12 protein-coding genes are annotated in these 15,137 nt (G+C 59.6%); 9 read left to right on the top strand and 3 right to left on the bottom strand.

Annotated features, from left to right (window positions below):
• The 6 genes from clpP (at position 1) to BFP95_RS26670 (ending at position 7,752) form a co-directional block, all read left to right on the top strand.
• Positions 1–636 (top strand): ATP-dependent Clp endopeptidase proteolytic subunit ClpP, encoded by a 636-nt coding sequence (gene clpP / locus BFP95_RS26645; protein WP_017848147.1) that lies wholly within the window; start codon positions 1–3, stop codon positions 634–636.
• Between the two features lie 112 nt (positions 637–748).
• On the top strand, positions 749–2,032 hold the full coding sequence (gene clpX / locus BFP95_RS26650) for an ATP-dependent Clp protease ATP-binding subunit ClpX (protein ID WP_017136464.1): 1,284 nt from the start codon (positions 749–751) through the stop codon (positions 2,030–2,032).
• Between the two features lie 173 nt (positions 2,033–2,205).
• The gene (gene lon / locus BFP95_RS26655; protein ID WP_065890721.1) at positions 2,206–4,602 is read left to right on the top strand and encodes an endopeptidase La; all 2,397 of its coding nucleotides are present in this window, start codon (positions 2,206–2,208) and stop codon (positions 4,600–4,602) included.
• 148 nt (positions 4,603–4,750) lie between these two features.
• Entirely contained in the window at positions 4,751–5,023 is a 273-nt protein-coding gene (locus BFP95_RS26660; RefSeq protein ID WP_003174819.1) for an HU family DNA-binding protein, read from the top strand.
• A gap of 230 nt (positions 5,024–5,253) precedes the next feature.
• Entirely contained in the window at positions 5,254–7,128 is a 1,875-nt protein-coding gene (locus BFP95_RS26665) for a SurA N-terminal domain-containing protein (protein ID WP_065910931.1), read from the top strand.
• A gap of 99 nt (positions 7,129–7,227) precedes the next feature.
• Positions 7,228–7,752: a GNAT family N-acetyltransferase gene (locus BFP95_RS26670; protein ID WP_065910932.1), complete on the top strand. Its 525-nt coding sequence runs from the start codon at positions 7,228–7,230 to the stop codon at positions 7,750–7,752.
• Here BFP95_RS26670 and BFP95_RS26675 read toward each other — a convergent pair.
• Positions 7,699–8,904: an MFS transporter gene (locus BFP95_RS26675; RefSeq protein WP_065876006.1), complete on the bottom strand. Its 1,206-nt coding sequence runs from the start codon at positions 8,902–8,904 to the stop codon at positions 7,699–7,701. The two genes, BFP95_RS26670 and BFP95_RS26675, sit on opposite strands and share 54 nt — an antisense overlap.
• A 118-nt stretch (positions 8,905–9,022) precedes the next feature.
• Between BFP95_RS26675 and BFP95_RS26680 the strand changes: the two genes are divergently transcribed.
• Together BFP95_RS26680 and BFP95_RS26685 are read left to right on the top strand one after the other, a co-directional pair.
• Entirely contained in the window at positions 9,023–9,922 is a 900-nt protein-coding gene (locus tag BFP95_RS26680) for a LysR family transcriptional regulator (RefSeq protein WP_065876007.1), read from the top strand.
• A gap of 89 nt (positions 9,923–10,011) precedes the next feature.
• Positions 10,012–10,785: a DUF2242 domain-containing protein gene (locus tag BFP95_RS26685; protein ID WP_065876008.1), complete on the top strand. Its 774-nt coding sequence runs from the start codon at positions 10,012–10,014 to the stop codon at positions 10,783–10,785.
• A gap of 1 nt (position 10,786) precedes the next feature.
• On the opposite strand, the gene aceE is transcribed toward BFP95_RS26685, so the two are convergent.
• Positions 10,787–13,447 carry a pyruvate dehydrogenase (acetyl-transferring), homodimeric type gene (gene aceE / locus BFP95_RS26690; RefSeq protein WP_065876009.1) on the bottom strand — a complete coding sequence of 887 codons (2,661 nt, stop codon included), beginning with the start codon at positions 13,445–13,447 and terminating at the stop codon, positions 10,787–10,789.
• A 145-nt stretch (positions 13,448–13,592) separates the two neighbouring features.
• Between aceE and BFP95_RS26695 the strand changes: the two genes are divergently transcribed.
• On the top strand, positions 13,593–14,063 hold the full coding sequence (locus tag BFP95_RS26695; RefSeq protein ID WP_065876010.1) for a MarR family winged helix-turn-helix transcriptional regulator: 471 nt from the start codon (positions 13,593–13,595) through the stop codon (positions 14,061–14,063).
• 63 nt (positions 14,064–14,126) lie between these two features.
• Here the strand turns inward: BFP95_RS26695 and BFP95_RS26700 are convergent, their stop codons facing one another.
• Positions 14,127–15,131: a transketolase-like TK C-terminal-containing protein gene (locus BFP95_RS26700; RefSeq protein WP_065876011.1), complete on the bottom strand. Its 1,005-nt coding sequence runs from the start codon at positions 15,129–15,131 to the stop codon at positions 14,127–14,129.
• Positions 15,132–15,137 lie beyond the last annotated feature (6 nt).

The raw sequence follows: 15,137 nt of genomic DNA on the forward strand, positions 1-15,137 counted from the left end.
ATGTTCCGTAATTCCTATATTCAGCAGAACTCTGATATCCAGGCCGCTGGCGGCCTGGTCCCGATGGTTGTCGAGCAGTCCGCTCGTGGCGAACGCGCCTACGACATCTACTCGCGCCTGCTCAAGGAGCGAGTGATTTTTCTGGTGGGCCCGGTAGAGGACTACATGGCCAACCTGATCTGTGCGCAGCTGCTGTTCCTTGAAGCGGAAAACCCGGACAAGGACATCCATCTCTACATCAACTCACCGGGCGGTTCGGTGACTGCGGGCATGTCGATCTACGACACCATGCAATTCATCAAGCCGAACGTATCCACCACTTGCATTGGCCAGGCTTGCAGCATGGGCGCGTTCCTGCTGACTGCGGGTGCCGAAGGCAAGCGTTATTGCCTGCCTAACTCGCGCGTGATGATTCACCAGCCACTGGGCGGTTTCCAGGGCCAGGCGTCGGACATCGAAATCCACGCCAAGGAAATCCTGTTCATTCGCGAGCGTCTCAATACGTTGATGGCCAAGCACAGCGGGCACACCCTGGAAGAAATCGAGCGCGATACCAACCGCGACAACTTCATGAGTGCCGAGGCCGCGCGTGACTACGGGCTGATCGACGCCGTGATCGACAAGCGCCCCGCTTAATATAAGCCGCTCAAAATAGGGCCGGTCGGCATGTCCGACCACTGGCGGGCTTGAAAAAGCCCGCATAAGCCTTCATCTTGTGTTGCAAGCCTATCGGATTTGGATCGAACGAATGACTGACACCCGCAACGGCGAGGACAACGGCAAGCTGCTCTATTGCTCCTTCTGTGGCAAAAGCCAGCATGAAGTACGCAAATTGATTGCCGGCCCCTCGGTCTTTATCTGCGACGAGTGCGTCGACCTGTGCAATGACATCATCCGTGAGGAGGTGCAGGAAGCCCAGGCCGAAAGCAGCGCGCATAAATTGCCTTCGCCTAAAGAAATCAGCGGCATCCTTGATCAATACGTGATTGGTCAAGAGCGTGCAAAGAAGGTTTTGGCCGTAGCGGTATACAACCACTACAAGCGCTTGAACCAGCGTGACAAGAAAGGCGACGAAGTCGAACTCGGCAAGAGCAACATCTTGCTGATCGGTCCTACAGGCTCGGGTAAAACCCTGCTTGCAGAAACCCTCGCTCGTCTGCTCAACGTTCCGTTCACTATCGCCGACGCCACCACCCTCACCGAGGCTGGATACGTGGGTGAAGACGTCGAGAACATCATTCAGAAGCTGCTGCAGAAGTGCGACTACGACGTAGAGAAAGCCCAGATGGGTATTGTCTACATCGACGAAATCGATAAGATTTCGCGCAAGTCTGACAACCCGTCGATCACTCGGGATGTTTCCGGTGAAGGCGTGCAGCAAGCCCTGTTGAAACTGATCGAAGGCACGGTTGCTTCCGTACCGCCACAAGGCGGCCGCAAGCACCCGCAGCAGGAATTCCTTCAGGTTGATACGCGCAACATCCTGTTCATCTGTGGCGGTGCGTTCTCCGGGCTGGAAAAAGTTATCCAGCAACGTTCCACCCGGGGCGGCATTGGTTTCGGTGCAGAAGTGCGCAGCAAGGAAGAAGGCAAGAAGGTGGGCGAGTCCCTGCGTGAAGTCGAGCCTGACGATCTGGTCAAGTTCGGTCTGATCCCGGAATTCGTTGGCCGTCTGCCCGTCCTGGCCACGTTGGACGAATTGGATGAGGCTGCTCTGATTCAGATCCTCACCGAGCCGAAAAACGCCCTGACCAAGCAATACGCCAAGCTGTTCGAGATGGAAGGTGTAGACCTCGAGTTCCGTACCGACGCACTCAAATCAGTGGCCAAGCGGGCACTGGAGCGCAAGACCGGTGCACGTGGCCTGCGTTCGATTCTGGAAGGCGTGTTGCTCGACACCATGTACGAAATCCCCTCGCAGTCCGAGGTGAGTAAAGTGGTGATCGACGAAAGCGTTATAGAAGGCAAGTCCAAGCCACTGTATATCTACGAAAACAGTGAGCCGGCTGCCAAGGCTGCGCCCGACGCGTAAGCGTTTCGCAGTTTCGGTATAAACAAGGGGCCTCCAGGGGCCCCTTTGTTTTTACAGCGTTTTTACTCCAAAGCGTTTACTGCGTTTAACTGCTGGCAATAAGCTTGTTTTTTTTGCATGCAGCCCCCATCTTGGTTTCAAGTTTATTTTTCAACTGTCATAGAGGCGAAATCATGAAGACAACCATTGAATTGCCTCTCCTGCCGTTGCGTGATGTCGTCGTCTATCCGCACATGGTTATCCCGCTGTTCGTGGGGCGCGAGAAGTCTATCGAAGCCCTCGAGGCCGCGATGACGGGCGACAAGCAGATCCTGCTGTTGGCCCAGAGAAATCCTGCTGATGATGATCCAGGCGAAGATGCCCTGTATCGCGTGGGCACCATTGCTACCGTGCTGCAATTGCTCAAGCTGCCTGATGGCACTGTCAAGGTGCTGGTGGAAGGTGAGCAACGGGGTGCGGTCGAACGCTTCATGGAGGTGGACGGCCACCTGCGCGCCGAAGTCGCGCTGATCGACGAAGTCGAAGCCCCTGAGCGTGAGTCGGAAGTTTTTGTACGCAGCCTGCTCTCGCAATTCGAGCAGTATGTGCAGTTGGGCAAGAAAGTCCCGGCTGAAGTCCTGTCTTCCCTCAACAGCATTGATGAGCCAAGCCGCCTGGTCGACACCATGGCCGCGCACATGGCGCTGAAAATCGAGCAGAAGCAAGACATCCTCGAAATCATCGACCTGTCGGCCCGTGTTGAGCATGTGCTAGCGCTGCTGGATGGCGAAATCGACCTGTTGCAGGTTGAGAAACGCATCCGTGGCCGTGTGAAGAAACAAATGGAGCGCAGCCAGCGCGAGTACTACCTGAATGAGCAGATGAAGGCCATCCAGAAAGAACTCGGCGACAGCGAGGAAGGCCACAACGAAATCGAAGAGCTGAAAAAGCGCATCGATGCCGCCGGCCTGCCGAAAGACGCCCTGACCAAGGCCAACGCCGAGCTGAACAAGCTCAAGCAAATGTCGCCGATGTCGGCTGAAGCCACCGTGGTGCGCTCCTACATCGACTGGCTGGTGCAGGTGCCGTGGAAGGCCCAGACCAAAGTACGCCTGGACCTGGCTCGCGCTGAGGATATCCTAGACGCCGATCACTACGGCCTCGAAGAAGTCAAAGAACGCATCCTCGAATACCTCGCCGTGCAAAAGCGCGTGAAGAAAATTCGTGGGCCGGTGTTGTGCCTGGTGGGGCCGCCTGGCGTGGGTAAAACCTCCCTGGCTGAGTCGATTGCCAATGCCACCAACCGTAAATTCGTGCGCATGGCCCTCGGCGGTGTGCGCGATGAAGCGGAAATTCGTGGTCATCGCCGGACTTACATCGGTTCGATGCCAGGAAGATTGATTCAAAAGATGACGAAAGTGGGTGTGCGCAACCCGCTGTTCCTGCTCGATGAAATCGACAAAATGGGCAGCGACATGCGTGGCGATCCGGCATCGGCCCTGCTCGAAGTGCTCGACCCGGAACAGAACCACAATTTCAACGACCATTACCTGGAAGTCGATTACGACCTGTCCGACGTAATGTTCCTGTGCACCTCCAACTCCATGAACATCCCGCCAGCGTTGCTGGACCGGATGGAAGTGATTCGTCTGCCGGGCTACACCGAAGACGAGAAGATCAACATCGCGGTCAAATACCTCGCGCCCAAGCAGATTTCGGCCAACGGCCTGAAGAAGGGCGAGATCGAGTTCGAGCTCGAAACGATCCGCGACATCGTGCGTTATTACACCCGCGAGGCCGGTGTACGGGGCCTGGAGCGCCAGATCGCGAAAATCTGCCGCAAAGCGGTCAAGGAACATGCGCTGGAAAAACGCTTCTCGGTGAAGGTCACCGCCGACTCCCTGGAGCATTTCCTGGGCGTGCGTAAATTCAGTTACGGCCTGGCCGAGCAACAGGATCAGGTAGGGCAGGTCACTGGCCTGGCGTGGACCCAAGTGGGCGGCGAGTTGCTGACCATCGAAGCTGCGGTGATCCCGGGCAAAGGCCAACTGATCAAGACCGGTTCCCTGGGTGACGTGATGGTCGAGTCCATCACTGCCGCGCAGACCGTGGTGCGCAGCCGCGCCAAGAGCCTGGGGATCCCCCTGGACTTCCATGAGAAGCACGACACGCACATCCACATGCCGGAAGGGGCGACCCCGAAGGACGGCCCTAGCGCAGGCGTAGGGATGTGCACGGCCCTGGTGTCGGCATTGACTGGCATTCCGGTGCGTGCCGATGTCGCTATGACCGGGGAAATTACCCTGCGTGGTCAAGTACTGGCTATCGGTGGTCTGAAGGAGAAATTGCTCGCCGCACACCGGGGTGGCATCAAGACCGTGATCATTCCTGAAGAGAATGTTCGCGACTTGAAAGAAATTCCTGACAATATCAAGCAGGATCTTCAGATTAAACCGGTTAAATGGATTGACGAGGTCCTGCAAATTGCGCTGCAATACGCGCCGGAGCCCTTGCCGGATGTGGCTCCGGAGATTGTCGCGAAGGATGAAAAACGCGAGTCAGATTCCAAGGAAAGAATTAGCACGCATTAATGCGATTAAGCCGGGTGGCTTCCTTGACAGCTTTTTAGAGCCCTTGTTATAAAGCGGCTCTTAAGTGTCTGTAGGCCATTCAGCACTGGCTTTTGTTTTTACCAAAAAACTTAGAATCATACTCAATAGAAATATAAGGGGACTTAGAGTGAACAAGTCGGAACTGATTGATGCTATCGCTGCATCCGCTGATATCCCGAAAGCTGCTGCTGGCCGTGCGCTGGATGCAGTAATCGAATCCGTCACTGGCGCTCTGAAGGCCGGCGACTCCGTGGTCCTGGTAGGCTTCGGTACTTTCTCTGTGACTGACCGCCCAGCTCGCACTGGCCGTAACCCACAGACTGGCAAAGCACTGCAAATCGCTGCTGCCAAGAAACCAGGTTTCAAAGCCGGTAAAGCCCTGAAAGAAGCCGTTAACTAAGCTTCGCTCAAGCCTTACCTACCCGGGTCGGACGCAGGTCTGGCCTGGCAGCGGAGCGGCAGTTGACCTACGTATCCATTGGGTCGCTACGCCGGGGGTGTGGGTTCAAACCCCCGTCCGCTCCGCCAGTTACGAGAAGGCGCATCCTCGGATGCGCCTTTCTTCTATCCGGACTCTACCCACGCTCCACGGTTGCCTATTTTTGAAGTTCAACCGTTTCTGGGGGACGCATGCTGCAAAATATCAGGGACAATTCACAAGGCTGGATTGCCAAGACCATTATCGGGATCATCGTCGCATTGATGGCGTTCACCGGTATCGAAGCCATTTTCCAGGCTTCGGGTAACAGTAAACAGGACGTGGCCAAGGTCAACGGTGAAGAGATCACCCAGACCGAGCTGAGCCAAGCCGTCGACATGCAACGTCGCCAGCTGATGCAACAGCTGGGCAAGGATTTCGATGCTTCGCTGCTGGACGAAAAACTGCTGCGCGAGGCGGCCCTCAAGGGTCTGATCGATCGCAAGCTGCTGCTGCAAGGTGCGGCCGATTCCAAGTTTGGCTTCTCTGAAGCTGCGCTGGACCAGGTGATCCTGCAGACGCCGGAGTTCCAGGTGGACGGCAAGTTCAGCGCCGAACGCTTTGACCAGGTGATTCGTCAACTGGGCTACAGCCGTATGCAATTCCGTCAGATGCTGACCCAGGAAATGCTCATCGGTCAGGTTCGCGCAGGTATCGCCGGCAGTGGTTTCGTCACCGACGCCGAAGTGCTGGCATTCGCCCGTCTGGAAAAACAGACCCGCGACTTCGCCACCGTCAACATCAAGGCCAACCCTGCCGCGGTGAAACTCACCGACGACGAGGTCAAGGCTTACTACGATCAGCACGCCAAAGAGTTCATGACCCCTGATCAAGTGGTTATCGACTACCTGGAACTGAAGAAGTCGTCCTTCTTCGACCAGGTCAGCGTCAAGGACGATGAGCTGCAGGCTGCCTATCAGAAAGAAACCGCCAACCTCGCTGAACAGCGTCGTGCGGCGCACATCCTGATTGAAGTCAACGACAAGGTCACCGACGCGCAAGCCAAGGCCAAGATCGAAGAAATCCAGGCCCGCCTGGCCAAGGGGGAGAAGTTCGAAGCCCTGGCCAAGGAGTTCTCCCAGGATCCAGGTTCGGCCAACAGTGGCGGCGATCTGGGCTTTGCCGGCCCAGGCGTCTACGACCCGGAGTTTGAAACCGCGTTGTACGCGTTGAACAAGGACCAGGTCTCGGCGCCAGTGCGCAGCACCTTCGGTTGGCACTTGATCAAGCTGTTGGGCGTTGAGGCACCGCAAGTGCCAACGTTTGCCAGCCTGAAAGACAAGTTGACCAAAGAGCTCAAGGCGCAGCAAGTCGAGCAGCGTTTTGTCGAAGCGACCAAGCAATTGGAAGATGCGGCATTTGAAGCGTCCGACCTGGCCCAGCCGGCATCCGACCTGAAGCTGACCGTGCATACCTCCGCGCCGTTTGGCCGTGAAGGTGGCGAAGGTGTTGCAGCCAACCGTGCCGTGGTCACCGCTGCCTTCAGCCCGGAAGTGTTGGATGAGGGTGCCAACAGCGCCGCCATCGAGCTGGACCCGGAAACCATCATCGTGCTGCGTGCCAAGGAGCATCTGAAGCCTGCGCAACTGCCGCTGGAAAGCGTCAATGCCGCGATTCGTACGCAGATGGCCAAGGAGCGCGCCAGCGCGGCTGCCAAGACTCACGCTGACGAATTGATCGCCAGCCTGCGTGATGGCAAGACCCCGCTGAACCAGCCGGTCGACGGCCAGGCCTGGAAGGTCACTGAAGCGGCTACCCGTAGCCAGGAAGCGATCGACCCTGCGGTGTTGCAAGCCCTGTTCCGCATGCCCAAGCCTGCGGCCAAGGACAAGCCGACCTTCGCCACCGTGACCCTGGCTGACGGCAGCCTGGTGATCGTGCGCTTGAACGGCGTCAACGAAGCCGCTGCACCAACGGATGAAGAAAAGGCGCAATACCGCCGCTTCCTCGCTTCCCGTGTCGGGCAGCAGGACTTCGCGGCGTACCGCAAGCAGTTGGAAACCAAGGCTGACATCAAGAAGTACTGATGTCGGTTTGAACAAGAAGCCCCCGGCCTGAAAAGTCCGGGGGTTTTTTTATGTGCGCTAGACTGGGCATTCACTGTCGCGGACCAAGGAGTTTTCAGCGTGTTCGATCAAGGAAGTGAGGGGGTGGTGATCCGCCGGGCCAGTGTGGCGGATGCCCCGGCGGTTTTGCAGGTGTTCGACGAAGTGATTGCCTGGTTCGTGTCCATCGGCAATAACGGTCAATGGGGAACCGAGCCTTGGTCGGCCTCGCCGCGGCGGGTTGCGCAAGTAACCGATGCCTGCGCGATGCCGGGTGCGTGGGTGGTAGAGGAACGCGGCGTCCGGGTCCTGGCCGCACTTGTGTTGGGCGAGCCCATGGCTTATGTGCCCGCAGCGACAGAGCCGGAGGTCTATGTGCGGCTGCTGATCGCTGCGCGGGATCAGCGTGTACGGGGTATCGGTCGGCGCCTCATGGCCTTCGCCGACGACCGTGCCCGTGCTGCGGGAGTGAGGCGTTTGCGTGTGGACTGCTACGGCGGTGGGACCGGCGACCTGGTGCGGTTTTATGAGTCCTGTGGCTATGAGCGCATTTCAACGTTCGACCTGGAGGGATGGCCGGGCCAGTTGTTGGGGCGCAGCCTGTAGAGCGCCGGCCAGGGCCAGCAGCATCAGCAGCACAACCGCCCACGGAAATGCGCCGACACCCCACCCCTGGAGCAACACGCCGCCTGCCAAACCGCCGCCCGCGATGCCCAGGTTCCAAACGGTCACCAGCATCGACTGCGCGGCATCCGCCGACTCGCCTGCCGACTTGGCCAGCGCTGTTTGCAGGAGCGCGGGCAGTCCGCCGAAGGCCAGGCCCCATAGCGCGACGGCGGTGTAGATGACCGCTGGCAGGTCAATCCAGAACGCCAGCGCAAAGGCGATCAGGCCAAACAGCGCGCAACTGATCAGCAACAGTGCGCGCAACCACCGATCAATCAATACGCCGGCCAGCCAGATGCTCAATAATGCGGCGAGGCCGAACACCAGCAGCAGCCGGTCGATATCCGCAACAATTCCCGCCGGTACCAACAGCGGGGCGATATAGGTATAGAGAATGTTATGGGCCAGCACGTAGGTGAAGGTCACCCACAGCACCGGACGAATGCCCGGCAATGTCAGCACTTGATGCAGCCCCAAACGTTTTCCGCCGCGTTCGCCGGCAAAATCCGGAAGCTGCCAGCGCGCCCAGATCAGTAGCACCAGGGTCAGCCCGGTCATGATCGCAAAACTCAGGCGCCAGCCAACCGCGGCGCCCAGAAAGGTGCCGGCGGGTACACCCAATGACAGCGCCAACGGGGCGCCCAGCATTGCCACCGCAATCGCCCGGCCCTGCAGATGTGGCGCAACCATTCTGCTGGCATAACCCGCCAGTAACGCCCAGAGCAGCCCGGCGAATACGCCGGCGAAGAAGCGCGCCACCAAGGTCAGCCCATAGTGGCTGGAAAGGGCGGTCACGCTGTTGACCAGCGCAAAGCCACCAATGGCCACCAGCAACAAGGGCCGCCGTCGCCAGCCTCGCGTCAACAGCGTCAACGGGATGGCCGCCAGCAGTGACCCCAGGGCGTAAAGCGTAACCAATTGGCCAACCAGCGCGGGCGAAACGCCCAGGCCTTCGCCCATCTGCGGCAGGAGCCCGGCAGGCATGGCTTCGGTGAGGATGGTGATAAAGCCGGCACTGGCCAGGGCCAGCAAGCCTGCCATCGGCAGTGTTTCAGGCCGGGTTGTGACGGGGGAATCGGTGAGGGAGGTCATCGCGCTCTGTCCATGCAAAAGGTCGAGCACGCAGAGTAGGGGGCTGTGGTCGGCGGAAAAACAGGCTAAGGTTCCGAACTTATCGGACCTTAGTGTCCGCAATCTTCAAAGGCCCATCATGGACAGTCTTGGCAGACTCTCGGTATTCGTGCAGGTGGCGGAGACTCGCAGTTTCACCGCCGCCGGGCGTGCGCTGGGGGTGTCGTCTTCGGCCGTAGGCAAAAGCATCGCGCGGATGGAAGAGCGCTTGGGTGTGCGGCTGTTTCACCGCAGCACCCGCAGCATCACCTTGACCAGCGAGGGCGCGCTGTTCCTTGAGCGTTCGCGGCGTATCCTTGCCGAAGTCGAGGCCGCTGAGCGCGAGCTGACCGAAGCCAGCGCCACGCCTCGGGGCAAGCTGCGCATCAGCGTGCCGCAAGTGCGCGGTTTGTTGATGCCGGTGCTCAGCGATTTTATGCGGGCCTACCCGGATATCGAGCTGGATGTGGATTTTTCCGACCGCATGGTGGACGTGATCGAGGAAGGTTTCGACGCGGTTATTCGCACTGGCAAACCGGAAGATTCGCGCCTGATGGCCCGTCATCTGGGGCATTACCAATTGGTGCTGGTCGGTACACCGGCTTATTTTCGCCAGCATGGCACGCCGAAAGAGCCGCAGCAGTTGAGCGAGCATGCCTGCCTGCGCCACAAGTTCTGTACCACAGGCAAACTGGAACCTTGGCCGCTGCGCATCGCCCCCGGCGCCTCGGAACCCTTTTTACGCGCGCCTCTGGTCAGTACCACCATCGAGTCCCTCAACCATGTGGTGCACGAAGGGTTGGGTATCGCTTGCCTGCCGGACTATATGGTCAACCGCGCTGTGCGCGAGGGGCGCCTGCAAAGGGTACTGGATGACTACCTTGAACACCGGGGCAGTTTCTGGATGTTGTGGCCATCAAGTCGCCATGCGTCGGTTAAATTGCGCGTATTTGTTGATCACATGTGCGCCGGGCTTTTTCCTACAGGTGGCGTCTCATAGGGCTGTGACGTTTTACCGACAGGAATGCGCGCGCCAAGGCCTCGTTCTGTTGCACAATACGGCCCTGACTGTTTTCCTCGGGATTTTCAATGTCGACATCATTTTACTTGCGTGGCCTTGGGGTGGCGCTGGTGTTGGCGGGCGCCGCGGGCTGCTCGTCACCCAAGACCGCTATCTATGAACATGAGAGCTTCGACGACTCCGGCACGTTTTCACGGGATTACCCGGTCAGTGATGTCGCCGCGTGCGAAGCTGCGCGGCGTGCCCTGCTGAGCCAGGGCTACATCATCACCAGTAACGATTCGAAAGTGGTCGTGGGTAACAAGAGCTTTCAGCAGACGGGCGAGAGCCACCTGCAGATCAGCTTCAACGTGGTGTGTGCCGATGATGGCAAAGGCACCAACCATTCAACGATGTTTGCCAACGCCTTGCAGGATCGCTACGCGCTGAAGAAGGTCAACAACTCCGCGAGTGTGGGGGTGGGTGTGCTGGGGTCCGTGTCGATGCCAATCGGCTCTACCGATGACTCGATGGTGAAGGTGGCCAGTGAGACCGTGTCCGCGCCGAAGTTCTATGATCGTTACTTTGCGCTGGTGGATGTGTTCCTGCCGCAAGAGGTGAAGAAGGCCGAGAATATCCCTGAGAAGCCGAAGGCTGACCTGGGGGTGCCGGAACCTAAAGCCGCCCCGGCTGCCGAGAAGGTCGAGCCGCCGAAGGACGCGCCTGCCGCTTCACAACCCGTCACGCCGCCTGCCGAGGCCGCGCCGATTGCCCCGCAAGCAGAGCCTGCACCGGCTGCCACCAACCCGGAGTTGCCTGCGCCGACCGAAGCGATTCCGCCCCTGCCGACGCCTGCACAGTAACTCAGACCGCTACGGGGTTCGTCTTGTCGACGTTGATCCCGTAGCGGCTGATTGCCTCACTGACTTTATCGCGACCGATCACACCGTCATCCGCCAGCGCCTTCAAGGCCGCCAGCACGATGAAGTGCCGGTCCACTTCGAAAAATGCCCGCAGGGTTTCTCGGGTATCCGATTGCCCGAAGCCATCCGTACCCAGTGCCACAAAGCGCCGGCCAGGCACGAAAGGGCGGATCTGATCGGCGAATAGCTTCATGTAGTCCGTCGCCACCACCACGGGTCCCGTTTCACCGGCCAGGCATTGCTCCACATAACTTGGCCGTGGCTCGCTCTCCGGGTGCAGCAGGTTCCAGCGCTCGGCCTCATGGCCATCGCGACGCAATTCGGTAAGGCTGGTTGCGCTCCACACGTTGCTTTGCACGCCAAAGTCTTTCTCCAGCAATTCAGCCGCCGCCATGACTTCCCGCAGGATTGAGCCACTGCCCATCAGTTGCACCTGGGCCTGCTCGCTGGCATTCAGTCGGTACATACCCTTGAGAATTCCATCTTCCACGCCATCAGGCATCGCCGGGTGCGGGTAGTTTTCGTTGAGCAGGGTGATGTAGTAGTAAATGTCCTCTTGGTCGACATACATCCGCCGCATGCCTTCGCGAATGATCACCGCCAGCTCGTAGGCAAACGTCGGGTCGTAAGACACACAGCACGGAATCACCGACGACAGGATATGGCTGTGCCCATCGTCATGTTGCAAGCCTTCGCCCATCAGCGTGGTGCGGCCGGCCGTGGCGCCGAGCAGGAAGCCGCGCGCCCTTGCATCGCCTGCCGCCCAGGCAAGGTCACCGACGCGCTGGAAGCCGAACATGGAGTAGAAAATATAGAACGGAACGGTCATCAGGCCGTGGTTGCTGTAGGACGTACTCGCCGCGATCCATGAGGAAATGGCGCCGGATTCATTCAGGCCTTCCTGCATGATCTGTCCGTCCTTGCTCTCCTTGTAGTAGCTCAGTTGCCCGGCGTCCTGTGGGGTATAGAGCTGGCCGACGGCGGAATGGATACCGATCTGACGGAACAGGCTTTCCATGCCGAAGGTGCGCGATTCATCTGGCACGATGGGCACGATCAGTTTGCCCAGGTGCGGGTCCTTGAGCAGGGTGCCAAGGATGCGCACGAAGGCCATGGTAGTGGAGATCGCGCGTTCGCCGGTGTCTTTAAGCTGGGTGGCAAAGGCGCTCAGTTCAGGGATTTGCAACGATTCGACCGCACTGTGTCGCGCCGGTACGTAGCCGCCGAGGGCCTGGCGGCGTGCAGCGAAGTAGCGGGCTTCTTCGCTATCCGCGGCAGGCTTGATGTATGGGATTTCGGCGAGTTGGTCGTCGGCCACTTCCAGGCCGAAGCGGTCGCGGAAGGCTCTTACAGCGTCGGCGCCCATTTTCTTGAGTTGGTGGTTGATGTTCTGGCCTTCGCCAGCTTCGCCCATGCCAAAGCCCTTGACGGTTTTCGCCAGGATCACGGTAGGTCGGCCGTTGTGGCGCACGGCGGCGGCGTAGGCGTTGTAGACCTTGTCCGGGTCATGCCCGCCCCGTGAAAGTTTCCAGATATCGTCGTCGGACATGTCCGCAACCAACGCCAGCAATTCCGGATATTTGCCGAAGAAATGTTCGCGCACATAAGCGCCGTTCTGGGACTTGTAGTTCTGATAGTCGCCGTCCACGCATTCCATCATGCGCTGGCGCAGCAGGCCGCTTTGATCTTTTTCCAGCAGCGCGTCCCAGCCACCGCCCCAGATCACTTTGATCACGTTCCAGCCAGCGGCGCGGTACAGGCTTTCGAACTCCTGGATCACCTTGGCGTTGCCGCGCACGGGGCCGTCCAGGCGTTGCAGGTTGCAGTTGACCACGAAGATCAGGTTGTCGAGTTTCTCGCGACCCGCCAGGGAGATGGCGGCCAGGGATTCCGGCTGGTCCATTTCGCCATCACCGAGGAAGGCCCAGACTTTGCGCCCTTGGTGCTGCTTGAGGCCGCGCAATTCCAGATAGCGCATAAAGCGCGCCTGGTAAGCGGCGGTGATCGGGCCGAGGCCCATGGACACGGTGGGGAATTGCCAGAAGTCCGGCATCAGCCGTGGGTGCGGATAGGACGAAATGCCCTCGCCACCGGCCTCGCGGCGGAAGTTGTCGAGTTGCGCTTCGCTGATGCGGCCTTCCAGGTAGGCGCGGCCGTAAATGCCAGGGGAGGAGTGGCCCTGGATGTACACCAGGTCGCCGTCAAAGGTATCGGTGCGCCCACGGAAGAAGTGATCGAAGCCTACGTCATACAGCACAGCAGCTGACGCATAGGTCGCAATATGCCCACCAACGCCGGAGTGTTTGCCTGCACGCAATACCATCGCCATGGCGTTCCAGCGAATAAACGCATTGGTCCGGCGTTCGATGGCCAGGTTGCCAGGGTAGGGCAGTTGGCGGTCCACCGGGATGGTGTTGACGTAGGGGGTGGTCACCCGCCCATAGAAGTCGCCATGCCGCGCCACGTCGAAATCCAGCAACTGATCGATCAAGTAGTGCGCGCGCGGTCGGCCTTCGGTGGACAACACCGATTCGATGGACTCCAGCCACTCGCGGGTTTCCTGTGGATCGTCGTCGCGTCTGACTGCGTTGTTCGGGGTCATGTGGAGCTCCAGGGTAGGCGGAATTCAAGTGGCGGGCTCTTTGTGGGAGTGCCGTCAATGTAATTGCAATTGCAACTACATAGCCGAATCTAGCGCGGGATGAGCTACTATTGCAACCTTCTTGAAATCCCTCGGATGGTGTTGCATGTCGTCGAAAGAGCCTGATGTATGGTTCCGTTTTGTCAGGGCCCACAGGACGGTCATCCGTGAAATCGAACGCCGCCTGGCCGAGGCGAACCTGCCGCCCTATGCCTGGTACGACGCATTGTGGGGCCTGGAAAGCGGCCCCGATGGCACCCGCCGCATGCACGAGCTGGCGGATGTGCTGGCCATCGAGCGCTACAACCTCACGCGCCTGGTCGACCGCCTGGAAAAGGATGGCCTAGTCGTGCGTTCGCGCTCCGATGGCGACGGCCGCGCGGCGTTTGCCTCGATCACCGATGCCGGCCGGGTGTTGCGTAAAAAAATGTGGAAGATCTACGAAAGCACGGTGGATGAGTTGTTCCTGTCGCAGATCGAACCGGAGCAGCGCCAGGGGTTTGCGGATGCGTTGGAGCGCACGGCGGGGCTGGCGATGGAGGCCGGGGTACAGACCCGCAGCCGGCGCAAAACCTGAAACTCAGTGGAGATCCAATGTGGGAGCAGGCAAGCCAGCTCCCACAGTTGACGGCGTTCCAATTCATTTGAGCGGGTACCGGGCCATCGCTGTTTCCACCTGCTGAAGATCAATACGCCCCTCATCCGCCAGCGCCCTGAGCGCCATCACCACAATCCAATACCGACTCGGCGCCCCGGCCTGCACCGACCCGGCCCCCAGCGCCACAAACCGCGCATCCGTATGAGCGGCCAACTGATCGACAATCGCCTGCGGATATCCGGTGACAGCAATCACCGGCGCCGCAGTTGCGGCCAGGCATTCACGCAGATGGCAACTGCGCTTGGGCGCTGTGGGGTGCAGCCGATTCCAGCGTTCAGCCGCTGCAGCCTCACGCGCCAGTCGCGTGTAACTGGGGCAACTCCACACCTGCGCCGTGATGTCCCAGTCCTGCTTCAATAACCGTGCGGCATGCAGCACGTCTTCCAGTGCCCGGCCCGCACCGAGCAAACGTACGTCGCCCGTGTGGTCACGCTTGATCGGGTACATGCCCTTGAGCGCGTCCTCGCGATCCTGCGCGCTCAGCACCCCTGCGCTTTGCTGATCATGTAACGCCAGGTAATAAAACCCCGGTTCACCGTCGACATACAGCGTGTGCAAGCCTGCCAGCACAATCGCCCGGGCTTCTTCACCGGAAGCCGGGTCGTACGGCGTGCAACGTGGATGGGTAGCGAGCCACAGCGGCAGGGAAGGTTGTGCACCTTTGGGCCAGGGCGAAGGCTGGTTTTCGATGTCGTTGCACAGGATGCCGCGCTGCTGGGTCACGTCCGCCAGCGCACTCAACTGTGCCGATGATTGCGCACTGTGCAGGTACAGCAAGGGTTTTTCGACGGTATTGCGCGCAAACCAGCTGGGCCAGTTCCCCACGCGCCGGGAGCGTGACTGGCCGCGAATCACCCACGCCTGTCGGCTGGATTCGAGCGTGTTGGCCATGGTCATCACGGTGTACAGCGGTGAGTTGGGAGCGTCTTCTGCGGCGCTCAAAACGTCGATGCAGCGTTGCGCGCAGTCGAGGGTGGAGGTGGGCATGGGCGA

The organism is Pseudomonas sp. 58 R 12, from assembly GCF_900005865.1.
Taxonomy (GTDB): Bacteria; Pseudomonadota; Gammaproteobacteria; order Pseudomonadales; family Pseudomonadaceae; genus Aquipseudomonas; species Aquipseudomonas tritici.